Origin of the sequence: Rossellomorea sp. GCM10028870 (assembly GCF_042666755.1) — a bacterium.
Classification (GTDB): Bacteria; Bacillota; Bacilli; order Bacillales; family Bacillaceae_B; genus Rossellomorea.
This window is the reverse complement of record NZ_JBHTGN010000004.1, coordinates 174,980-198,764: the sequence shown is the minus strand read 5'-3', so window position 1 is coordinate 198,764 and position 23,785 is coordinate 174,980. Positions and strand designations below refer to the sequence as shown.

The 23,785-nt window shown below is 42.6% G+C and carries 22 protein-coding genes and 1 riboswitch; of the genes, 6 read left to right on the top strand and 16 right to left on the bottom strand.

Annotation, left to right across the window (positions count from 1 at the left end):
• The first annotated feature begins 7 nt into the window (after positions 1-7).
• On the top strand, positions 8-862 hold the full coding sequence (locus tag ACFQWC_RS17240; protein WP_377108663.1) for a TetR/AcrR family transcriptional regulator: 855 nt from the start codon (positions 8-10) through the stop codon (positions 860-862).
• A 72-nt stretch (positions 863-934) separates the two neighbouring features.
• On the opposite strand, the gene ACFQWC_RS17235 is transcribed toward ACFQWC_RS17240, so the two are convergent.
• The 11 genes from ACFQWC_RS17235 to ACFQWC_RS17185 all read right to left on the bottom strand — a co-directional run bounded on the left by ACFQWC_RS17235 (position 935) and on the right by ACFQWC_RS17185 (position 11,174).
• Positions 935-1,360, bottom strand: a complete 426-nt coding sequence (locus ACFQWC_RS17235; protein ID WP_341357325.1) for a DUF1284 domain-containing protein — start codon at positions 1,358-1,360, stop codon at positions 935-937.
• Between the two features lie 15 nt (positions 1,361-1,375).
• Positions 1,376-2,029: an NAD-dependent epimerase/dehydratase family protein gene (locus ACFQWC_RS17230; protein WP_377108661.1), complete on the bottom strand. Its 654-nt coding sequence runs from the start codon at positions 2,027-2,029 to the stop codon at positions 1,376-1,378.
• Between the two features lie 27 nt (positions 2,030-2,056).
• On the bottom strand, positions 2,057-2,944 hold the full coding sequence (locus ACFQWC_RS17225) for an amidase (RefSeq protein ID WP_377108659.1): 888 nt from the start codon (positions 2,942-2,944) through the stop codon (positions 2,057-2,059).
• A gap of 41 nt (positions 2,945-2,985) precedes the next feature.
• Positions 2,986-3,071, bottom strand: a riboswitch (cyclic di-GMP riboswitch).
• Positions 3,072-3,208: 137 nt separating this feature from the next.
• Entirely contained in the window at positions 3,209-3,427 is a 219-nt protein-coding gene (locus ACFQWC_RS17220; RefSeq protein ID WP_299741475.1) for a hypothetical protein, read from the bottom strand.
• Positions 3,411-3,563, bottom strand: coding sequence for a hypothetical protein (locus ACFQWC_RS17215; protein ID WP_377108657.1), 153 nt, complete (start codon positions 3,561-3,563; stop codon positions 3,411-3,413). The genes ACFQWC_RS17220 and ACFQWC_RS17215 overlap by 17 nt, the downstream gene beginning before the upstream one ends.
• Before the next feature lie 12 nt (positions 3,564-3,575).
• Positions 3,576-3,770 carry a hypothetical protein gene (locus tag ACFQWC_RS17210; RefSeq protein ID WP_299741471.1) on the bottom strand — a complete coding sequence of 65 codons (195 nt, stop codon included), beginning with the start codon at positions 3,768-3,770 and terminating at the stop codon, positions 3,576-3,578.
• A gap of 126 nt (positions 3,771-3,896) precedes the next feature.
• Positions 3,897-5,861 (bottom strand): hypothetical protein, encoded by a 1,965-nt coding sequence (locus tag ACFQWC_RS17205; RefSeq protein WP_299741469.1) that lies wholly within the window; start codon positions 5,859-5,861, stop codon positions 3,897-3,899.
• Between the two features lie 43 nt (positions 5,862-5,904).
• Positions 5,905-7,176 (bottom strand): ATP-grasp domain-containing protein, encoded by a 1,272-nt coding sequence (locus ACFQWC_RS17200; RefSeq protein ID WP_299741467.1) that lies wholly within the window; start codon positions 7,174-7,176, stop codon positions 5,905-5,907.
• Positions 7,177-7,366: 190 nt separating this feature from the next.
• Positions 7,367-8,086 carry a YebC/PmpR family DNA-binding transcriptional regulator gene (locus tag ACFQWC_RS17195; protein ID WP_044339151.1) on the bottom strand — a complete coding sequence of 240 codons (720 nt, stop codon included), beginning with the start codon at positions 8,084-8,086 and terminating at the stop codon, positions 7,367-7,369.
• Positions 8,087-8,227: 141 nt separating this feature from the next.
• Positions 8,228-9,739, bottom strand: a complete 1,512-nt coding sequence (gene gntK, locus ACFQWC_RS17190; RefSeq protein WP_341357963.1) for a gluconokinase — start codon at positions 9,737-9,739, stop codon at positions 8,228-8,230.
• A 91-nt stretch (positions 9,740-9,830) separates the two neighbouring features.
• Positions 9,831-11,174 (bottom strand): GntP family permease, encoded by a 1,344-nt coding sequence (locus tag ACFQWC_RS17185; protein WP_299741452.1) that lies wholly within the window; start codon positions 11,172-11,174, stop codon positions 9,831-9,833.
• Between the two features lie 306 nt (positions 11,175-11,480).
• Here ACFQWC_RS17185 and ACFQWC_RS17180 point away from each other — a divergent pair, with 306 nt between their 5' ends.
• Positions 11,481-12,332, top strand: coding sequence for a MurR/RpiR family transcriptional regulator (locus ACFQWC_RS17180; RefSeq protein WP_377108653.1), 852 nt, complete (start codon positions 11,481-11,483; stop codon positions 12,330-12,332).
• A 51-nt stretch (positions 12,333-12,383) separates the two neighbouring features.
• On the opposite strand, the gene ACFQWC_RS17175 is transcribed toward ACFQWC_RS17180, so the two are convergent.
• The 3 genes from ACFQWC_RS17175 to ACFQWC_RS17165 form a co-directional block, all read right to left on the bottom strand.
• On the bottom strand, positions 12,384-13,706 hold the full coding sequence (locus tag ACFQWC_RS17175) for an aspartate aminotransferase family protein (RefSeq protein WP_299741448.1): 1,323 nt from the start codon (positions 13,704-13,706) through the stop codon (positions 12,384-12,386).
• Between the two features lie 51 nt (positions 13,707-13,757).
• Entirely contained in the window at positions 13,758-15,143 is a 1,386-nt protein-coding gene (locus ACFQWC_RS17170; RefSeq protein ID WP_377108651.1) for a YjiH family protein, read from the bottom strand.
• A 132-nt stretch (positions 15,144-15,275) separates the two neighbouring features.
• Complete coding sequence (locus ACFQWC_RS17165; protein WP_377108649.1) at positions 15,276-16,655, bottom strand: sigma-54 interaction domain-containing protein; 1,380 nt, start codon at positions 16,653-16,655, stop codon at positions 15,276-15,278.
• A gap of 754 nt (positions 16,656-17,409) precedes the next feature.
• Here ACFQWC_RS17165 and kynU point away from each other — a divergent pair.
• Both kynU and kynB read left to right on the top strand, forming a co-directional pair.
• Positions 17,410-18,693: a kynureninase gene (gene kynU, locus ACFQWC_RS17160; RefSeq protein WP_299741442.1), complete on the top strand. Its 1,284-nt coding sequence runs from the start codon at positions 17,410-17,412 to the stop codon at positions 18,691-18,693.
• Positions 18,694-18,718: 25 nt separating this feature from the next.
• A complete protein-coding gene (gene kynB / locus ACFQWC_RS17155; RefSeq protein WP_299741441.1) occupies positions 18,719-19,342 on the top strand; it encodes an arylformamidase in 624 nt (207 codons plus the stop codon).
• 174 nt (positions 19,343-19,516) lie between these two features.
• Here kynB and ACFQWC_RS17150 read toward each other — a convergent pair whose 3' ends face one another.
• Positions 19,517-19,609, bottom strand: a complete 93-nt coding sequence (locus ACFQWC_RS17150) for a putative holin-like toxin (RefSeq protein WP_220154057.1) — start codon at positions 19,607-19,609, stop codon at positions 19,517-19,519.
• A 264-nt stretch (positions 19,610-19,873) separates the two neighbouring features.
• Here ACFQWC_RS17150 and ACFQWC_RS17145 point away from each other — a divergent pair, with 264 nt between their 5' ends.
• Positions 19,874-20,014 (top strand): hypothetical protein, encoded by a 141-nt coding sequence (locus tag ACFQWC_RS17145; protein WP_299741440.1) that lies wholly within the window; start codon positions 19,874-19,876, stop codon positions 20,012-20,014.
• A 223-nt stretch (positions 20,015-20,237) separates the two neighbouring features.
• Here ACFQWC_RS17145 and ACFQWC_RS17140 read toward each other — a convergent pair whose 3' ends face one another.
• Positions 20,238-22,490 (bottom strand): UvrD-helicase domain-containing protein, encoded by a 2,253-nt coding sequence (locus tag ACFQWC_RS17140; protein WP_299741439.1) that lies wholly within the window; start codon positions 22,488-22,490, stop codon positions 20,238-20,240.
• 258 nt (positions 22,491-22,748) lie between these two features.
• On the opposite strand from ACFQWC_RS17140, the gene ACFQWC_RS17135 reads away from it, so the two are divergent.
• Positions 22,749-22,982, top strand: a complete 234-nt coding sequence (locus ACFQWC_RS17135; RefSeq protein WP_377108645.1) for a hypothetical protein — start codon at positions 22,749-22,751, stop codon at positions 22,980-22,982.
• The last annotated feature ends 803 nt before the right edge of the window (positions 22,983-23,785 follow it).

The following is a 23,785-nucleotide window of genomic DNA, read 5'->3' as shown; positions in this document are numbered from 1 at the left end:
GGAAAGCATGAAGGAAAAAGAGAAATTAATTATTGAAACATCGATTAAGCTGTTTGCCACGAAAGGGTTTAACGCCACCTCGGTGCAAGAAATCGTGAACGAGTGTGAAATATCTAAAGGTGCATTCTATTTGTATTTCAAGTCAAAGGAAGCCCTTCTATTGGCTATCATGAAATACTATTTTAAAATGATCACAGCTAAAGTGAATGAGATTGAAAACGAGGATCTGCCTCCTTATGAAAAATTCCAAAAGCAATTAGAATGCCAGCTTATTGAAATCTGTAAACATAAAGAGTTTATCATTATGCAGATCAGAGAGAACGCCATGCCGTTTAACGATGAAATCCATGATCTCCTCAGTGAAATGAAAATGGACACCCATCGTTATTATAAAAAAAGATTATATGGGATTTACGGAAAAAAAATCGAACCCTACTTCTGGGATATCACTATGATGATTCAAGGTTTTTTCCATTCTTATTTAGAATTGGTGATGCTTGATAAAATCGAATTGGATTTTGCCTATTTGTCCCGATTCATATTGAAACGTACGGATGATTTAGTGGAAGGCTTACTAAAAAGCGGGGATCAGCCTGTTCTTTCCTTTGAAAAAGTGGAGGATCTGGTGAAGGATTTCACTTTATCTAACAGGATCAATGAGTCTACACTTGTTCATATGATCGAGGATGCACGTGAAGTAGCAGAGGATGAAAATACCAAAATTTCTCTGGAAGTCATTCAAGAGGAAATTCAAAAAGAGGAAACCCGGCAGGTCGTCATTAAAGGAATGATTGTGAATCTTGAAGAGGACCCATCGCTGAAGCATCTCGTGAATGCCTTGAGACATTTTTATGCATTCTGACCCGAAAGACCCGCTTAGCTCAAATGCGGGTCTTTTTTATTTTATAGGAGAAAGTAGTAAGAGAGCCTTCTCTTAAGCCAGAACTTTTTCTCTCAGCTTCCCGATCCCTTCCTTACAGACCCCATATTCAAGCCAGGAGCAGCCTTTACATAGATGATCAAGATCCTCAGGTTTCACTTTATTAGCCGTTCGGATAATCAGATCTGATTTCATATAGGTTTCCCCGTGTTTCAGCTCTAAATGCCGGAGGACACGGCTATCTAATGATAGAACATGATCATTGGAGTTTTCACTTTTTTCACATACTGTTTTCCCTTTATGTGGACATGCTTGACAGGCGTCATCAAAGGCTTGAACGACCTGAATGGGAAGATCCCTTTCATCATTTCGTATTTCTCCCACTATTTCCGTCATAACGTTTACAAAATCAGGACTATACCCCATGCCTTTAAATCCGTGGGTGCAAAGAAGATGATGTCCCCTAAGTACTCTCTTCATTTTATCCTCCTCTTTTTACAGCTGCTGAATTTGATCCGATTCATGGAAGGTTACTTTTTCACTGACATGGCCATTGGCGGCACGGTACATTCCATAAGCCACTTGACCACCTGAGATGCTTCTGTACTTTTTTAACTTACCTACCATTACCGGGCGGATGGCTCTGGAAAAGATTTCTCCCGCTTTTTCCCCAAGGCGGAATTCATCTCTTTCCCCTAAAAGAAGGGATGGCCTGAAAATGTGCAGGGCAGGATAATTCAGGGCTATTAAGTCTTCCTCGAGCTCCCCTTTCACCTTACTATAAAAGAACGGTGAACCGGAGCTCGCCCCAATAGCTGATATGACCATATATTGTTTGGCCCCATGGTCCTTACCGAGGTTTCCTAGCTGAACGGGGTATTCGTAATCTACCTTTCTAAATGCTTCCTTCGTCTGCGCCTTCTTGATGGTCGTTCCAAGACAACAAAATACATCGTCGATTTCCTCGTGGGGCAGGAGCTTCATCTGATCGAATGGGATGATTCGTTCATCCAACTTCTCATGCTTCACCCCGCTGCTTCTTCTCACGAACGAAATCACTTTTTTATACTCGGGACTCTTGATGAGTATTTCAATCAGGTGTGAACCAACCAATCCAGTGGATCCTTCAACCAAGGCTACTTTCGGCATCTTTCATTCCTCATTTCTTCTTTGTCTCTATTCAGATAGATCCTTCCAGCTTCTGTGATGATGAACTGCGATTCCATTATAGGAAGAATATGTACCATACTGGGCATCAACAAGAGCAAGTTCAGCAAGCATGATTTGCTCTCCATTTTCATGAAATGTCAGGAATTCCCCTTCAGCAGATGGAGCTGTTTCCACTCCTACCTTCACCTTTTTCCCTGCAGCCTGGGCAAATTCCATCTCATTCCTGACAAGTTCAATGATTCCATTCTCCCCATTCGCCAGATCCCGGTATGCCATAACACCAACTTCATCCGTCCTCCCAATCACCCACTGAGCAAGGTTACCTTTTCCTAATTCATTGTTAAATGTTTTCCCATCAAACCAAAATGGAATATCCATCCCTAATGGAAGCTGAAGCGAATCAGATCGAATCACTGCTTCATTCACCATCTTCTGATAATTCAACACCGTCTTGCCGTAGGCGGTTGACCATCCGGATAAAAGGTAAGGCTCCACATCCAAATGAACACCGGTAAATCTTTGATCCTCACTCGTTTCAAACTGGTATTCCTCCAGCCAATCAAAAAAAGCAATGAGGGCGGATTGTCCTTTTACGGTCGCCCATTTTGGAGCCCCGTCCAAGGCGTACACGTGTATATTTTCTAAAGTCGCCATTTGAATAAATAGTTGATAGTGTTCCTTCTCTATGTTCGGGTTCACTTGCAGATACACTTCATCTACTCCATGAACTTTAAAAAATCCGATGATTTCTTCTTTATGTCCGACGATGTCAACCGTATTCCAAAGCCACGTGCTTTTCCCTCTCACGTCCATACCAGCTGCCTTTTCATTTGATTGGTAAGAATTGATACTCAACAGGATCAGACAAATACTCATCTTCCATATTCTATTCATCTTTCATTCTCCTCTTCTTGAGCCTTGACTCTTGTGAGGAGCCTGGCAGCTTGGCGGCCATTCGAAAGACGGGCAGGCCGATAGCTTTTTCAGTCCTTGCTTTTCAACAAGTTTGCCTTTTTCAGTTTGTTTTATTCTTCCTCTTTAGTATAGTCCTTTTTCCTTTATTGAAAAGATGTAATTTTCAATTAATAATCATATCAAAAAAGCGCCAGTCACTTTCGGATTGGCGCTTTTTTATGTACTGCTCATGACACTATTTGCTTATAATTCTTCATCCTCGAAAAATTGCTGTAATTTCTCATCTTGTTCAGGATCTGCATTTTCAGACGCATACGGATTATCCTTGACTCCTGCTGTATCCATATTTGTTTTGATGGCGAGAAATGGTCCTTTCGGTTCCTCTGCGATGACACGGTCGTTTAACTGTTTGAAATCGGGCATGTCTTTATTTCCTTTTTTCACTTTATCTTCTTCCTTCAATCGTTTCACCACCATTCTTATAAGCGATTAGAATAATATCCTCTTCCGTTTGCTGGCGAAGTTCACTTTCCATGTTTCTCACTATATTCAAGGTATCTTCAGACAGGTCCGCTACGGGAAATTCTTTCGTATTCATTCTTATCATCTCCTACCCATTTTCATTGGATTGTCCGATTTCCTTTTCTGCCATGAACCCGTTTCCTTCCTCTACTGCATGATGTTCCTCCACAGACTCTCCCGGAACATAGACTTGACTGGGATTTCGAACCTCATTATTCAAAGTGAATTCCGGGTTTAACGGCGTGTCCATTCGTAACTCTTCAGGTTTCTTATGATCTCTCATCTATTCCACCTCCAGTATTTAGTATGGCTACTGAATACATAATCATGCAAAACACGAAAAATCGACTGGCATCGGGCAGCAAAAAAAGCGTTAAGCAATAACGGTGCTTAACGCCATGAAACTGATTCAAACCCACGTATAATCCCTTCCCCAGCTATCCCGGGCAAGATCTTTGATTTCATCGACAATTTCATTTTCCACAGCAAAGGCATCTCCCTGTTCATAAGGGTTGTAGTGGAAAGCGTATAGGCGGGAAACAAACTCGTGAAACGGAAGTGAGCATTCTCCTTCCAGTTCCCCGTTTTCCATGACGGAAGGTTCGATGCCCTGCCCCCAGTTCTGTGATCCATCATTATTCGGATTATAAAAATAGATCCGGTATTCGCCCTTGGGATCCTGGGTGATTCTCAAAATCGAAACGGCATGGAAGCCAAGGAGCTTTCCATGAACATTTGTGATGAAGATCCCGACTGGATTCGGATAGATCAATCCGTAGTCATCATTGTATTCCGGGTGGTGAGTGGCATAGAATAGGCGAACGAATCCCGGATAGTCAGAAATGAGGCCTGTTAGTGAATCAATGACTGTGCTAAACCCTTTTTGAACCCAATCTCCATAAAATTCCGGATTCACCCAGCGGTGTCCATCTTCCCCTCTAAGCGATACACGTCTCATCATCTCACTATAAATACGGTCAAGATGAGGAACGAGAACAAGTGACACAGGATCAAGCTCTTGATGAAGCTCAGGCGCCAGCCCTCCACTTAATTCTTTCGAATGGACCGGCGTTCCTTCAAACATTATATCGATATCTCCGTCCCTCGCTGCCCGTGGAATCAGTTCGAGTAAGTACCCAGGAGCATGCTGTGCCCAAAGGCTGATCCCCCGCGCTGTTTGACAAGTCGGGTTTAAGCCTTGGCCAATCCCGATCGGTTGACCGAGGACATTGATGACACCGGCCAGAAGGACAGAATTTGCTGTAATTCCGTCTCCAGCTTTACACGAATTAAGGAGCGTCTTCCGTACTTCCGGTCGAATATCAAGCTCTATCAGCCTTTTCAATCCCGGTGATACAGGAGAGGAAGATAATACACCCCGCTCAAGCATAAGGGCGAGTCCATAAACCGATTGCTTTGTGGCTGGATAGATCGCCACTTTAATCAGCTGGAATACGAGCTCCGCATGTTCGTCTAGGTTTGCTTTTCCTTTGTCGTTTAACTGAAGGGCAGCCGGAACAAGCTCTTGAACCTTTCTGCTCAGGAACCTTAGTAGTATCGCATGCTGGGGAGCGACAAGCCCCGTTTCACGCATGGACTGCGCAAAGGCAACAGCTTCCTTCTCCAGTTCTTCCTTAGACAGACTCATAAGCTTCTTACGGTATTCACCCGGCTGGACAATGCTTTTGCTTATGAGGGACGGACCTTCAATAGCAGACACATACTTTTCTAAAACAAGTCGTTCCGCTACACTTAAGTCTGAATGGAGCATCTTTTTCGCTGTTTCAATCATTGACACTGTCCGCTTCACCATAATCGGACGCTGTGCGGTCAAACGTTCGATTTCTTTAATCAGTGTAGTTGTAAGTGCTTGATAGGAAAGCTTATCCGATAGAAATCGAAATAATTCCGTTGCCCTTTCACTCTGCTCTCCACCTTCAATCCGTGCTGCTTCCGTTGCTTCAGGAAAAAGCAGGTTCAGATTCAGAACCATTACTTCATTGAGGAAATCCTCTGCCATTTCAGTCGAAACATCGGGATGTTCATATTGACCCTCTGCGATGGATAGCATTCTTAACTCACTAAGAATTTCAATGATCGAAGGAAGCCCCTTTGCTTGTAGTGACCCGGCCACAAGAGGTGGTTGAAGCTTGGACGCCTTTTCCCAGGGGCCGTCCTGGAAGACCCCGGCCTTTTCAAAGCGGCTTGCGCTTCGATATAGAATCTCCAATCCTTCATCCGTATCCAACAATCTTTGCGCTTCCTGATACACGTCAGTTTGATACATTGATTTCGCAAATGAAGCTGCGCTCTCCAGTTCATTAAGCGCTTGCAGAAAACGATCTTCCAGCTTAGACGTTAATTCAAATGCCATTTCAAAACTCCTTTATCAATCAAAATACCAGTGGATGAGAGAATTAAATATAGAAGTTAAACTGTTCGTATTCCTTTAATAGATCCCTCATGATTTCACTGTCTTCCCCGTAGAAGAAGATCGTTCCGTAATGATTACCGAAGCCGATTCGCTGAGCTACCTTCCCTTGGGCAGGACTGAACATATCATGTTTTTCAAAATAGGCATGGTTCTCCAGTTCATCGGGTACCTCCAGCTTCTCCACATAATTAACATGAGGATGGACCATTAAACAACCTGCATGGGCTTTTGCTTTTTCACCTGTAGAAGGGAAAAACTCTCTAAGCTCTTCTTCTGTTGTATTGGGGTCACTGCAAAGGATTTGAGCTTGATATGCATTAAATCCATAAGCACGTTCAATCAAATCAAAGATATGTCCGCCGGGGACTCTGGCTGCGACTTCGCCGAAATGAAGAGTACCATCTGATGTAATGAAATATTCGGGATGAATAACACCGTATTCAATCTCAAACGCATCAATGAGCTGTTGAATCGCCTCACGGATGATCGGACGCTTTTCCTCAAGGCTTGGAGATGCCGGTACGAAATTAGAGTAGCCTAATCGCACATACTCCGTTATATTTAAAAATTGGATCTTTCCATTATGAATAAAAGCTTCACACGAGAATTCCTGTCCGTCTAAATGACTTTCCATCAGAAGCGGAAACTCCGACTCGGTGAGAGCATCGATATCTTCCGGATTCTCAATGGCACGGTGTCCGACAGACCCTGCTTTATCAAGAGGTTTTACGTGAATGGGGTCGTTCTTATCTCCTTCGACTTTCAGAAGGGCTTCATTCACACGTTTCAAGAACCTTCTTACATCTTCCTTATCCCTTGCTTCTTCGAATACACCTACTTTGATTCCGGCAATTTGCGCTTTACGCTTCATCATCCCTTTATCTCTTAATAGAAGAGAACGGTTGAAGACGCGTGGTTCGTTACGGAAACGGGAGTTTAATGCCCCGGACCACTCCACACACTCTTCATACAAAGGAACAGCCACTTCCGCACCCATTGCTTTCAGCTGTTTATAAAGATGATCTGAACCTTCATTTAACCGATCGAAGTCCCAACCGATAAAGGCAATATCATGTTTTTCTGCATATGCCTCAAAATCAGGGGGGCCAACAACCACGAAAGGCCTGTTAAGCTTCGTACACGCTTCGATTGCCGGCAGACTCCAACCGATCAATGCCGTTAGATAGGGTTTGGTTTTTTCCTTTCGATCCACGTTCTGTTCTGCTTGCTGTAATTCAAGTTGATCTAGTCCCATATTTTCCTCTCCCCTTGTCACGTATTTATTCAGATTCCTCTTTAGCATAACAAAGCAGATAGGAAGAATGAAGTATTTTGCTGAATTTTCAATCTATTCGACAAATAAAGTGGTAAAGTGACATAATCAGCGGGGATGTTCTCCAATAAAAAACCCCAAATGCGCTCAGCATAAGGGGTCCTTTCTTCTGTTATTCACCTAAATCAACATTATGATATACCTGCTGAACATCTTCCAAATCTTCGATCGCATCAATCATTTTTTCGAATTGAGCTTGACCATCTTCTGGAAGTTCGACATCATTCTGCGCAAGCATAGTCAGTTCCGCTACTGTAAACTCAGTCACACCTGCACCTTTAAACGCTTCTTGAACCGCATGGAATTGATCTGGTTCAGCGTATACGATCACAGCATCATCTTCCTCGATAATATCACGTGCGTCTACATCCGCTTCCATCAGAATTTCCATTACTTCTTCTTCTGATTTTCCTTCAATACCGATGACGGCTGTGGCATCGAACATATACGCTACAGATCCACTCACACCCATGTTGCCGCCATTTTTGCCGAAAGCAGCACGCACTTCGGATGCAGTTCGGTTTACATTGTTCGTCAGTGCATCCACAATGACCATGGAACCATTCGGTCCGAAGCCTTCATAGCGTAATTCGTCATAGTTCTCTTCTGAACCACCCTTTGCTTTTTCAATGGCGCGGTCCACGATATGTTTCGGTACGCTGTATGTTTTCGCACGCTCAAGAACAAATTTCAGCGTTTGGTTCAGCTCAGGATCCGGCTCACCTTGCTTGGCAGCAACATAGATCTCACGACCGAACTTCGCATAAATACGACTAGTATTCGCATCCTTAGACGCTTTCTTTTCTTTAATATTATTCCACTTACGTCCCATATTGTTTCACTCTCTTTCACATTTATCTATAGATACTTTCAATCTTAAAAGGTATTTTCCTTTCTATTATACATGAAAAAAACTATTTTTGGCTAAGTGATTCCTTGCCACCCTCACCTGAAAAAAGCCGACTCATATGAGTCAGCTCCCTTCCTGATAAGCACTGATCGCTTCATATTCGGCTTCTAATAAACGCGGTACACGAATAAAGATCGGCATGAGCTTACGATATGCTTCTGTAGCCTGTGGATCTGGTTGATGAGAATGTACAGAACCGACCATTTCACTTACTTCCTCAAGTGAGTCGATCATTCCGCTGCCATACATTCCGAGCACCACCGCCCCAAGACATGAGCTTTCGAAGCTTTCCGGCACTTCCACTTCCTGATCAAATACATCAGCGAGCATTTGACGCCAAATTTCCGAGCGGGCAAATCCACCCGTTGCCTGGACCCTTTTCGGTGTTCCGATTAATTCTTCCAGCGCCAGAAGAACGCTGTATAAATTCATGACAATTCCTTCTAATACAGCACGTATCATATGCTCTTTTTTGTGATGCATGCCGAGTCCGAAGAAAGACCCGCGTGCTTTTGCGTTCCAAAGAGGCGCACGCTCCCCGGCCATATATGGATGGAAGAGTAACCCTTCCGAGCCCGGTTCTACTTTAGAAGCAATATCCGTAAGGACTTCATAAGGATCTTTCCCTAACCGGCTCGCCACTTCCACCTCTGCAGAAGCCAGTTCGTCCCGCACCCAACGGAAAATCATGCCACCGTTATTGACAGGCCCTCCAATCACCCAATGATTATCCGTCAAGGCATAACAGAAAATACGTCCTTTCGGATCCGTTACCGGACGGTCCGTTACAGCACGGATCGCACCACTCGTTCCGATCGTAACGGCTACGACACCGGGTTCAATGGCGTTGACGCCAAGATTCGATAGAACCCCGTCACTTGCTCCGACGACAAACGGTGTGTCCGCTGATAAGCCCAACATGTCCGTGTACTCGGATTTCAATCCGACTAAGCTTTCAGTTGTTGAGACAGGAACCGAAAGTTGATCATTGGTGACACCTGCCACCTTCAACGCTTCTTCATCCCAGGCCAGGTTTTCCAGATGGAACATACCTGTTGCAGATGCAATTGAATAATCCACAACATATTTTCCGAAAAAGCGATGGAACACAAATTCTTTAATTGAAATGAACTTAGCTGCTTTCCCGAACAATTCCGGCTCCTCATGCTGCAGCCAGGCAAGCTTCACGAGTGGGGACATGGGATGGATGGGAGTCCCGGTTCTACGATAAATCTCCAATCCGTTCATTTCTTTTTTTATCTTCTCTGCCCACTCGGCACTGCGGTTATCAGCCCAGGTAATGGAAGGAGTCAATGGCTGGTCCTTATCATCCACTAAGATCAAGCTGTGCATAGCAGAACTGAACGACACAAACGAGATATTCTCACTTGTATTAGAGGTCACTTCCTTTATACAACTGATGACTGCCCGGAAGATTTCTTCGGGATCCTGTTCAGCCGTTCCCGGTGCTGGTGTATGTAATGGATATTCGACCCCGTGACGATATATCGCTTTTCCCTTTTCATTAAAAAGTACCGCTTTTGTACTGGTTGTCCCGATATCGACACCAATCATAAATTCTGACATCTTTGTTCCTCCCAAAATAAATAGAGAAAAGGAAGAAGCGACATGGCTCTTCCCTCTTCCACTATTATTCTATCCTATTTTATCCGATGAATATCCCTATAATGAATACTACGGTAAATCCTACAAAACCGATGAGCGTTTCCATCATTGTCCATGATTTTAACGTATCTTTCACATCTAATCCAAAATAACGGTTCACTAGCCAGAATCCGCTGTCATTCACATGAGAGAAGACAGTTGCTCCTGCTGCAATGGAAATAACCATTAAACCAAGGACCGGCCCTTCTAAACCAAGAGTGGAAATTAATGGACTCATTAATCCTGCTGCCGTGACCATGGATACAGTCGCTGAACCTTGTGCCACACGTACGACCATTGCAATTAAGAAAGCAAGGGCAATCGGAGGCAAGCTTGAACCGGCCATCATTTCACCAAGGACTTCACCGACACCTGAGTCGATCAGAACCTGCTTGAACACTCCACCGGCACCTGTAACAAGGATGATGATCCCAGCCGGCTCAAGTGCTTTTGTCGCAATATCCTGAACGTCTTGACGGGAATATCCACGTCTCGTTCCTAATAATGTAAACGTCAATAGCGTCGCAATCGTTAACGCTACGAACGGATGACCCAGGAACGTCAAGATTGAACGAATGGTATTTCCTTCATCTAATAGAACACCCGAAAGCGTATTCAATAAGATCAACACTAAAGGAATCGAGATAAGTGACGCAATCATTGCAAAGCTCGGAAGCTCTTTATCATACTCGATCTCTTCCACTTGCATATAATCCGGAACCACAGCATGAATTCGTTTCGAAATGAATTTTGCAAAAAGTGGACCAGCGATGATCATGGATGGAATACCAGCAAGAGTACCAAATAAGATAACCCAGCCAAGATCCGCTCCAATTAAATCAGCAACAGCAATCGGTCCTGGAGTTGGCGGAATGAAGCTGTGTGTAACAGCAAGACCTGCTAATAATGGAATCCCATAGTATAGTAGAGACTTTCCGGTTTTCTTTGCCAAACCATATACAATCGGTACAAGAATGATGAATCCTACATCGAAGAATACAGGAATGGCAACCAAGAAACCTGTGATACCAAGGGACCATTGCGCTTTATCTTCACCAAATTTATTAATCAATGTTTGAGCTAATCGTTCCGCTCCCCCTGAAACCTCAAGCATACGACCGAACATCGCACCTAAACCAACAACGACAGCGACAAATCCAAGGGTCCCGCCCATTCCATTTTGAATGGAGGTAACCACTTCCTGCAGCGGCATTCCAGCGGCGATCCCCACAATCAAACTCACTAATAATAAGGCAACAAAAGCATGAAGCTTTGTTTTAATAACTAAAAATAATAGAAGAAAAATTCCGGCTAATGCAACTAAAATAAGCATTTGATCAGACATCTCTATCCCTACCTTTCTTTCATGACGACAGCTTGGCTGCCAGATTTTTTATAACGGTTGATCCTGACTAATTAGAAAGTAAAACGTTTACAATTCACTCTATGTAACTTCTACTCTCTGATCTACTAAACGGAAATGGCTTAAAGGAAGTTCATTTCGTCGTTTAAGATAATCAGGAAAATTTTTTTCTGTATACCTCTATTATAAAAAATATTTTTCTTTTTGCAACCGTTTACAGAAATTATTTTTATTTTTCTATTATTCTTGTATAATAAAACTATGAAAACCCTTACAGGAGTGATATCTATGAGTCAACACCAGCATTGTTTAGCCAGTATACGCTCACACTATCCTCAATTTAGCGTGACCGAGAAGAAAATTGCCGACTATATACTTGAAAATCCAACTGAGATTATTCATTCAACGATTAATGGTTTAGCAGAAGATTTAGGGGTCGCGGACTCCACTGTATTCCGCTTTTGTAAACGAATCGGCTTTAAAGGATATCAAGCGATGAAAATCGCTCTTGCTTCAGAAATTGTGACGGGACTTAAGGACATTCACGAGCGCATCGATGAAGGGGACACGGCTCAAACGATTGCCACAAAAGTATTCCGATCGAACATCAAAACCATCGAAGACACGTTAATGGTCGTTGATGAAAAGAAACTATTGAAAGCCGTGGACATCATGATCAACGCACGCTCAATCGAATTTTTCGGAAGTGGTGGATCCGGTGTCATCGCCCTTGACGCCTATCATAAATTCATTCGAACCGGCTTACGTGTGCATTCCGCGAGCGACAGTCATATCCAGTTGATGACCGCTTCCCAAATGACGAGTGAAGATTGTGCTGTATTCATCTCCCATTCCGGTTCAACGAAAGATATCCTCCAGGTTCTGGACATCGTCAAAGAAACCGGGGCAAAGACGATCTGCATCACCAATTTTGCAAAATCACCATTGAGCCAAAGAGTCGATACATCACTCTTCACCGTATCCGAAGAAACCGACTATCGCTCCGAGGCCCTCTCTTCCCGTATTGCGCAATTAACGTTAATTGATGCTCTCTATGTAAACCTGATGATGAGAAGGGAAATGGAAGGTCAGGATGCACTCCGCAAAATGAGGAAGGCTATTTCGGTTAAAAGACTATAAAAAAGGTTGATCAGTGTGAAACTGATCAACCTTTCCTTATGCTATGGGAATTTAATCAAGATGGCTCATTAACGATTCTTCGTACTCCGTTATAGCTTCATCCAACATTCGCAGTCCATCATCAATTTGTTCTTTCGTTACAGTAAGTGGCGGAATCATACGTATCACTTCACTATGATTGCCGCACAGGTAGAATAACACTCCTTTTTCAAGAGCCAGGTCAAGGATGTTCATCAAACCTTCCCGATTCGGCTTCCCTGATTGAGGATGAACGATTTCAATTCCAATCATCAACCCCACAGCACGAATACTGCCGATTACGTTATGTTTTTCCTTCAGGAGTTCAAGCCTTGATACTGCATAAGCCCCCATCGTTTTCGTATTATCGAGAAGATTCTCTTCCTTCATAACTTCTAATGTAGCAAGTCCAACGGAACACGCAATCGGATTTCCACCAAACGTGGTCCCATGGCTCCCAAGTGGCCATTGTTTCATGAGCTTATTCGATGCGACCGTCGCGCTCAGGGGCAGCCCCGAGGCAATCCCTTTTGCAATCGCCATGATATCCGGTGTTACATCAAAGGTTTGAGCGGCAAACCAATTTCCCGTACGTCCAAAGCCTGTTTGGACTTCATCGAAAATCAGTAAAATATCGTGACGATTACAAATCTCCCTTACTTTTTTGAGCCATGCTTTCGGAGGAACGATGTACCCACCTTCACCAAGGACAGGTTCTAATATGACACACGCTACCTCTTCAGGAGTGACCTGATGATTAAAGAGAGTTTCGAAATCCTTTTCAAGCTTCTCAACAACATATTGGACTGAGTCAAGTCCCTCGGGACACTCTCTTTCGTTCGCATATGGAACCTGATACGTCAGGCCAGATGGCTGCATAAACTTTCGATACTTACTTTTAGAAGTCGTGACACTTAACGCACCAAGTGAACGCCCGTGAAAACAGCCGGTAAAGGAAACGACATAAGGACGCTTCGTTACATATTTCGCAAGTTTGATTCCTCCCTCGATCGCTTCCGTGCCACTATTGGCAAAGAAGAAACTATCTAAGTCTCCCGGAAGAATCTCCGCAAGCTCATCAGCCAATCGAAGGATCGATTCATACATTATGACACCTGATGGGCCGTGCATAAGCCCATCTGCTGCATCTTTAATCGCTTGTACAATTTTTGGGTGACGATGTCCAACATTCGTTACGGCAATTCCAGAGGTGAAATCAAGATATTTCTTTCCGTCCAACCCGTAGTAATAGCACCCCTCTTCTTTTACTACCGGTAAGTTCGGGTGATCCTTTGCCATACTGGGTGCCAGACGATTAGGCATATTTTGAATAAGCTGTTCAAACGTTCGTTCCATTCTAGTAACCTCCATATATGTGGCTGACAAATTTGTTTTATATTAATTTTCTTACATAAAGAAGAAATGAGCCAATAAAGCGACGATAGGTAATGTAATTATCGTACGTTGGATAAAAATGATGAATAAATCTAAAAAGCTGATCGGAATCTTGGATTTGATTAATAGAATACCAATCTCGGACATGTAGATTAATTGAGTCAAAGACATGGCAGCAATGATGAATCTTGTTAACTCACTCTCAATTCCGCTCCCTACTACAGCAGGTAAAAACATGTCTGCAAAACCAACGATCATGGCAGGAGCCGCATCTGCCGCCTGGGGAATTTGTAATAACTCTAATAGTGGAACAATTGGATAAGCCAATATGTCAAACACTGGAGTATATTCCGCTACCACTAAAGCGATCGTTCCAAGGGCCATGACTAAAGGAATAAGACCAAACCAGATATCCAGAACGTTCTGGAATCCTTTTTTCGTTACCTCTCCGACACTTTTCACTTCTGATGCTTTTTCTACTGCTTTTTCAAACCCCCACTGAAAACGGGAAACATTTTCAGGAACGGTTTCGGATATTTGCATGCCAACCGGCTCATAATAGGTGTCTTTCTTTCGGGAAAGAGGCGGGATACGCGGACATATGACCGCAGCTGCTATCCCTGCAATCACCACTGTCCCATACAGTTGAACAAACATTGATTCCAATCCGATGAAGCTGACAATCACAAGACTGAAAGCGATCGAAGCAACGGAAAAGTTTGTCGCAATGACTGCTGCTTCCCGCTTTGTATAGTAGCCCTCTTCAAATTGTTTCGTTGTAATCAATACGCCGACGGTGCCACTCCCCATCCAGGATGCAAGAGCATCGATAGAGGATCGTCCCGGCAATTGGAAAAGCGGCTTCATGATTTTCTGCAGCAGAGTGCCGAAGAAATCCATCAATCCAAAATCTAAAAGCAGGGGCATCAATAAGCCTGCAAATAAAAACCAAGTGGCTAAGACAGGAACTAACGAATACAATACGGTTCCTCCCGTAAAGTCAGAAATAATCCACTCGGGACCACTCCCATTTACCGTCATCACCGCAAATATCGAACCGAGGACACGAACAGCGATCCAAAAGTATCCTACGTCGAATAGTCCTTTTAAAAATGATTGATTGACAATCCACTGAGGTTTAAACATTTTCGTATAAATAGCCATAAGAGCCGATACACCAAAAACCACAGTCATGAATAATGGCAGTACACCTTCCAGCAACCCTTGAAAATAAGAAGCGAATATCCCGACCCCGATAGTCATATTTCCTTCATACGTAACAGGCACAAGGAACAAAAGTACCCCTAACAAGGACGGTATGATAAACTTCATTGCTTCTCTTGCCGTTCTGCCTGACCGGGCTTCTAATTGACTAACATTTTGTTTTCCGACTTCCATTGTCAAACACCCCTTTATAATTTATCCATAACCCCTAACCATTCGAGAATCACTTATGCGTCGTATGAATATCCCCCTTCTACACCTTCCAGTTCTTTTCACCTTAGTACATGCAAGTTCCATGCCAATATTTTATTTAATTTTGTATTTTTTAAGTTTTCTGACTACTGAAGGCTGACTAATTCCCAGGTTTTGAGCCATTTGAATAGTAGTCTTGTGCTTCTCCCTCGCATTCTTTAATACTTGTTCTTCGACTGACTCAAGAATGTCTTTTAATGATTGACCATTGTACTCAAATCCTGAAATATCAGCACTATGCTTTATGTATGGACCAGGGAGATTTTCCATTTCAATTAATGGCTTGGATGATGTCACAATCAGCCTTTCAATTATATTCATTAGCTCTCTGACATTCCCTTTCCAATCTTGAATCAACAACTGGTGAACAACCCCTTCATCCAGCTCTCTCTGGCGCTGATATTTATCACAAAAATGATTTACAAAGTAATCGATCAACGTAATAATGTCTGATGTTCTCTCTCTCAATGGAGGAATCGTAATAGGAACCACATTCAAACGGAAGAATAAATCCCTCCTGAATTCTTTCTCCTCAACAGCTGCCTCTAAATCCTTGTTCGTAGCTGCCAGAACCCGGAAGTCAACCTTCCTTTGCTTTGTACCGCCTACGCGATAAAATTGTTTCTCCTGGATGAACTTTAGAATTTTGACCTGGTTCGATAGAGATAACTCCCCTATTTCATCCAAGAATAGAGTGCCGCCTTCAGCGAGTCCTGCTAATCCTACTTTCCCTTTGCGGTCCGCACCCGTAAAAGATCCGGGTTCATAGCCAAAGAACTCTGCTTCAAATAATGAGTCTGGTATTGCTCCACAATTGACCTCAATGAACGGACCCCTTTTTCGCTGACTTTTGTTATGTATGAATTTCGCGATATGGGACTTGCCGACACCGGATTCCCCTAGGAGCAGGACGTTCACATCGACTTCTGCTACTTGCAGGGCGACCTGTAACACCTTTTTCATCTCATTACTTGTGGCAATGATCCCCTCCGAATAATAATGACGGCTTCTAAGGATTTCAAGCTCGCTTTTCACCCTCTCCATCTCATCTTCCATTTCTGTTAAATACTTTTTCATATTCAATAATTCCGTTACATCATGGGAATAGCTTACGATTCTCACTAATTCACCCGTTTCATTGAATACCGGGATCCCTGTAACCAGCAGTTTCTTGCCTTCTTTACTCGTCTGGACCAACGTTATTTTTTTCTTTTCTTTTAGAACGATCGGAGTTAATATCGGAGAAAAAACGCCTTCTTTTTCCAGATCATATACAGATTTCCCTACCATGTCTGCCGAGTTCACATTATAAATATCCCCGGTTGCGTCACTTACTTTCAAGATGATCCCATCTGTATTGGTTACTAAAATATCATCTTGAAGCGAATGAAGAATCGCCTCATTTTCATTCCAACTTTTTTTCTTTACAGTCACAGACAGCATCCCCTTTGCCAGTCTTGAAATTATTCAATAATGAATAATTATCCTGATTAATTTTATATTAATTCATTTATACCAAAGTTTTTTGACTTTTTATACATTTTTGAATAAATTATTCAAAAATAAATATTTTTGCTTAACTGATGTGTAAAAAGCTATTACTTAAATTCAAGAGAGCAGTAGTTGATTTCCGCTACAGGTGCTCGCTTTCCGCGGGGCGTGAGTTGAGCCTCCTCGGGCTTTGCCCTGTGGGGTCTCAACTTTCCCGCTTCTCCCGCAGGAGTCGAGCACCTTCCACTCCAATCAACTTTTTAAGCATGAATTTTCATTATAGCTAAATAAAACCAAAATATTTGAGGAAATCACTTCTCTATTTCTTTTTTGTTAATTACTAGTATTCAATTTTCTTAAGGTTGTTTTTTCACCACTTTTAAACTCTGTCATTAGATACTCTTATAGATGGTGAGGGGAACTGCGCAGACTCCTGCGGAAGAACGGGCGTGCCGAGACCCCGGAAGCGAAGCTGAGGAGGCTCGGCCGTACGTCCGCGGAAAGCGGAGCAGTTCCCCTCACCATCTAGCACACTCTGGTTGACAGGACTCATAGCAATTTTAATGACGTTAAACCACAAATTTTGGTGAATAGAACCTACTAAAAAACCATTATACTATGACAGACCTAATAATTATTTTACTATTCAAATCATTTCGATTATCATTTTGGTAAGACTGTTTAAGGTGGGATAGGGATGACAGATGGAGAGAAGTTGACGTTGGAACACGCTAAGGAACTGGACAGGCAGGACTCATTGGCCCAATTCCGGAATGAATTTTACATAAAGAAAAATCACTATTATATGGATGGGAACTCCTTAGGTTTATTATCTAAACGGGCTGAGAAGTCGTTACTGACGTCATTGGAAGATTGGAAGGAACATGGGATTGATGGCTGGATGGATGGCGAGGAGCCCTGGTTCTATTATTCTGAGAAACTTGGCGAAATGACAGCCCCTTTAGTTGGGGCAGAAAAGGAAGAAGTGATTGTGACGGGTTCCATTACGACGAACCTTCATCAGTTACTCGCTACATTCTATAAACCAGATGGAAACCGCACCAAAATCCTTGCAGATGAATTGACTTTCCCTTCGGATATTTACGCGATCCAAAGTCAGCTGGAGTTAAAAGGCTACACCTCTGATGAACATCTGATTCAGGTAAAAAGCAGAGACGGATACACATTAAGTGAAGAGGACATCATCAGGGATATGACGGATGATATTGCTCTAATTCTGTTACCATCCGTTCTCTATCGAAGCGGACAGCTCCTGGATATGAAGCGATTGACGAGCGAAGCCCATAAACGTGGAATTGTGATTGGATTCGATCTGGCCCATTCGATAGGAGCTCTTCCTCATCAATTACATGATGACGGAGTGGACTTTGCCGTGTGGTGCAATTACAAATATTTAAATAGCGGACCGGGTGGTGTAGGTGGATTATTTGTTCATAACAGGCATAAAGGGAAGAAGCCTGGCCTTTCCGGATGGTTCAGCTCCCGTAAGGATAAGCAGTTTGATATGGATCATACGCTGACCCATGCAGATTCTGCAGGTGCCTTCCAAATTGGGACCCCGCATATATTAAGCAGTGCTCCATTACTTGGCTCGCTTGAGTTATTTGAAGAAGCCGGTATTGAGAACCTGAGAAAAAAATCCCTTTCTCTTACACGATTTATGATGGATTTATTTCAACAAGAACTTTCACAGTATGGGTTTACAATCTGTAACCCACGTGAAGATGATCAGAGAGGCGGGCACATTAGTTTAAAGCATGAAGAGGCGGCAAGAATTTGTAAAGCCTTGAAGGTGAACAATGTCACACCTGACTTCCGTTCTCCAAATGTGATCCGACTGGCTCCCGTCGCTCTCTATTCTTCGTATGAAGATGTGTGGGAGACCATCCAAATATTGAAAATGATCATGGACAAGGAAGAATATAAGAAGTTTGAAAATACGCGGAATGTTGTAGCGTAACTTCTTTTAGGAAGGATGAAGCCGCTTGAAGATCATTGATATTTCCCGCCCGCTGCACCATGATACTCCTGTTTGGCCAGGGGACACTCCCTTTTCTTTTTCTTTGAATTGGACGAAGGAGGAATCGGGATCCGTGAATGTCGGTCAGCTTACCATGAGTTCTCATACTGGAACACACGTCGATGCCCCCTTCCACTTTGACAATGAAGGAAAGAGAATATTGGACCTGCCATTAGAGAGGTTTATGGGGCCGGCCATCGTTGTATCGGTGGAGGATGCTGCAGAGATAAGCAGTGAACGATTGGAAGAGGTCGACTTGTCAGGAGTTAAGAAGGTACTTTTCAAGACGAATGCATGGAAGAATCCCGAGCAGTTTCCTGAACGCATTCCTCACATTGCGAAAGGGCTCGCACCTTTTTTGAAGGAAAAAGGGATTGATTTGATTGGAGTAGATCTTCCTTCAGTCGATCCATTGGATAGTAAGGAGCTGACTGCTCACCATTCATTACGGCATCATGACATCGGAATATTGGAAGGGATTGTTCTTGACCATGTAGAGCCTGGACGATATGAATTGGTGGCTCTTCCCCTTCCTCTTAAAGAAGGAGATGGATCTCCCGTTCGAGCAATATTAATGGACCTGACATGATAAGATTCCTTTACAGGTTTTCCCTACATTTTGTATAATATAAGAGAAAAGTTCATTGATTAAATACAGAGTCCTGGCTGCCACCAGAACTCTGACAGTATACATTGCCGTGAGCAATTTATCCTTTAATAAAATAGAAGTAACCTTTCCCTTGCAGTTGTCATAGTGGGTGGGTTACTTCTTTTTTTGTTGCGTGACTGCGATTATTGCTACTGTTAATGTACCAAAGGCAATCATCAATTGTAGTACGTCTGCCGTTTCGATCATTCCTGCTCATCACCTCCCATCTTCAGGGAGCTGCCTCTTGCCCACCCAGCTATGTACACCGTACATATATTTTAACATAAAAAAACGAACATATGTTCTATAATTATGAGCATATTTAGAAAATAGTTCCTTTTTACTGAATTGATTCTGCCTATAAATGATATTAAATCGCATATATTGCCTCCTCCTATTCATAGACTAACGATATAGAGGTTTAAAGTGATGGAAATTGGACCATAGTTATGTTAAAAAGGAGGCGGCAAAATGGGAATTACAATCACTTTGGGTTTAGTCGTAATGCTTGGGATGATTTTGGGTATTCTTATTTATTTCTTAAGACAAGCTTTGGATTCAAATGATGCGAAAAAAATCGACTCTCATGATCATGATCATTTTTCACAATGATGGTTTGGTCCTTCAATGACCGCTAGTGAAATTCGTCATTTTTTGTAGAACGGTCGATAGTTTGAAAATACGGTGGATAAATTGAAAGAACAATTGATAAATCCTAATAAAGGTTGATATCTTTCTATAAAGGCCGATAAATTCGTATAACGGTTGACATCTTTACGGTCAGTAAATCAAAAAGCCCGGACGTCCTGTCTTCCAGGACGCCCGGGCTCTTTTTTTATTCAGTGATTTCCTTTTCACCAAGCTTCATGGGACTCGAGCAAAGGGGACAAACCTTGGATTCCGTATCCTCATGGGTTTCCGGTCTCTGCCAGGCAATGCACTTGGTATTTGTGCAAACCCAGGCCAAGATTTTACTCACCTTCCCACTCCTCGCCTTTTTAGATGTTTTCGGCTGATCCGTGTGGGGTTCATTCCTAAATAAGTCCGCAATAAAGCGTGAACACTTCCGCGTCTCCCCTTGATAATAAGCAGGAGAAGAAATAAATAATTTTTCTTTTGCTCTTGTGATGGCCACATAAGCGAGCCGCCTTTCTTCCTCTACTGCACCCAAAGCCTTTTCCCTTTGATTCGGATCTTTGTATACCTTATCTTCAAGCTTATTGGCATTCAGGGCTGAGCTATGAGGAAGGTTCCCTTCAATGGCCCCGATTAAAAACACGACGGGGAATTCCAAACCTTTGGAACGATGGATCGTCATGAGGGAAACGCTGTTCGTGTTCTTCTTTTGACTCTGATTTGTATAGATTTCCTCATACTTTGCTTTCATTTCATCAATAAAAGTAATAAAACTGGAAATCGTATCAAAACGCTTCGCCGATCCTTCAAGCTCGTCCAGCATTTCTTTAATGAGTTCCTTCTGTTCTGTTACCACATGAGATTCCTGGGCATCGATGTATTGATGATAGAATTCCTTCCTGATCCGTTTGATTGCAGCTTCCGGTGACTGGTCTCCGATCGACTTTAGAAATTTCATCCGTTCTTTTATATTCTTTATCTGAAACGGCTTCAATCCTGATAATGTCGTTAAATGGATAAGAGGATATTTCTTTCTCTCCTTACGATCTTCCTCCAGAATATGAGCCATCCCCCGGTCCCTTCTTATAAAAAGAGTCGGCAGTAGTGATTCCATGGCTGAAAAGTTCCTTGGAACCATCGATAGCCGTAAGTAATCCACCACCGGTTTCACCGTCCAGTTTTCATAGAAGAGGGAATCCTTTTGATTATATGGCGTAAAAGGAATTTCCTTTAATAGCAGTTGCTCAAAGACCGCCCGCCCGCTGCTCATCGTGCGGTGAAGAATCGTCATATCCCCGTACGTATAGCCTTCTTCTATTAACCGATGGATTTCTTCTGTGATCCAAACGGCCTCTTCATCAGCAGTTGCCGGTCTTGAATAAAGAGGCTTCTGCCCTTCTATTTTCGTGGCAATGAGCTCTTTTTTCCGGCGGTGATCATTCCTTCCAATTACTTCATTCCCGAGCCCTATAATATAGGCATCAGATCGGTAGTTCTCCTTCAATGTTACAACCCTTGCATCCGGGAACTCTTCATCAAAATCCAAAATAAATTCGTTTCTTGCGCCGTTAAAGGTGTAGATCGTTTGATCATCATCCCCTACTACGAACAAATTCCGATGAGCGGCAATCAACTTCATAAGCTCATATTGTACAAGATTCGTATCCTGGAATTCATCTACCATCACGTACTGGAAACGATGCTGAAGAGAGGTCAAAAGGTTGGGATTCGAAAGTAATAATTGATATGCCTCTGTCAAAATATCATCAAAATCCATCTTATGATTCATTCGCTTCCACTCTTCATATTTTAAGAGAATGTCTCGCACTTCTTTTTCTGATTTGGATTTCTGTGGAAGGTCCCTGATATCTTTTTGATTCAGCTTATAATGAGAGAGTTTTGCGAGGAGCGTCTCCGCATCATAAGGGTCATATATATTCATTTCTCTCTGAATTTGCTTCAAGATAATTTGTTTATAGCGCTCGTTCCCGATCACTTCTTGTGTGTAATGACGGGATCTCAATAAATAAAGAAACAGAGCATGAAACGTACTGGCATGAACCTGTCCGCCCGCTTCCGTCCCCGGCAGGCTTGAAATCCTCTGCTTCATTTCTTCTGCCGCTTTCTTTGTAAATGTCACAAGTAAAATATTCCTCGGCTGAATATCTTTCACGGTCATCAAGTAGCCTGCCCGGCAAACGAGAACTGTTGTCTTTCCAGTCCCGGCTCCAGCAAGGGTTAAGCACGGTCCCTTCACATGACGCACAGCCTCTATCTGAGAAGCATTCAAATGAATGCCTGCCTCCTCCATCGTCCGAAAGAAAAAAGCGTCCTCTTCATGAGAGGATATCAGCTGTTTCGTCGTTTCGCCTTTATGTAGTGGCGCTACCGGAATTTCCTTCTTTTCCGCTTCATATGGGTAAATAGAATAGTTCGTCAATACTTTATTCAAAGCTCATTCTCCTAGCTTTCCTTTACGATTCATAACCTTCTCATCATAACAAGAGCCCTTCAAAAATAGCAATGACAATCTCAGGACGATAGGGATAGACTACTAGATATGTAAATACTGTTAAACGATTGTTTAATCCCTTGAACCCTAGTAGAATAAATGTTTTGTAGAACTAATCAAACGTTTGTTTAAATCGGATATGCTCCTTGAGGATTAACATATTGAAAGAAAAGGTAATAAAACATTAGGTGATAAATGATGAATCTAACAAAATGGGGCTTTACCCGCTTCAACAGTATAAAAGCAGAATTCGATCACTTCCCCCACTCCCTTGTCATCCTCAGGAAAATCAGAAACTATTACTTCGTCAATAAAGTTCACTGGTCCCACCTCGATCCCGTCGTGGAAACACATCATCTAGAACAAATGGAACTGCTAGTGAATAGGGAATTGGACTTGGAAAAATATTATCTTAATAGAAGATTAGATTAATGGCTCTGTTTTTTCTCATTTCATATTTTCAAAATGAGCTTTAATGTTTTTGTCTGTCCATATTTATAGGCAATAAAAATGTAGTTGCATAGAGTGGATTGGAGCGGAAGGCACTTTACTCCTGCGGGAAATAGAGGAAAAGTCGAGACCCCACAGGGCAAAGCCCGAGGCTCGACTTCCTCCCCGCGGAAAGAAAGTGCCTGGAGCGGAAAGGAACGGTCAACATTATATTGAACTTTTTTTCAGAAGCTATATAAAAACCACGGGAGAGAATCTGCAGCCTATATTGGGGATGCTATCCGCCCGCCCCGCGGAAAGCGAGCACCTGTAGCGGAAATCAACTACTACTCGCTTTATTAGAAAAAGCTTTTTAAAAATAAGAAAGATTGAGATAAAGTGAGATAACCCACTATTTCATCGTTAAAAACAGCCCAGATCCCATTATATTGATTATTCTGAACATTTGCATTAATTTTATAATTTGTTAATATATAATTAATAAATGATTAACAAACACAAACTTTAAAGGAAGGCGTGATTCCAATGAAGTAAGCTAGCAAAGCATGTCAGCATCACATCTCGCTTTTGAGATCGGCCCGTGAAAACTGATTTCAAGATGTGTGGATATGCGGGAATGCGCAATCTTATTTCAGGAGATGATTCCAATGAAGAGTGTAAGCGAAGCATGCTAACATCATGGTACGCAAGAAGATAGCCCGTGAAAACTATCTTCGTAACATGTGGGCGTGTGGGGAAATCAGCGGCAAGAGAAAATAAACTAAATAATACATGCAATACCATTA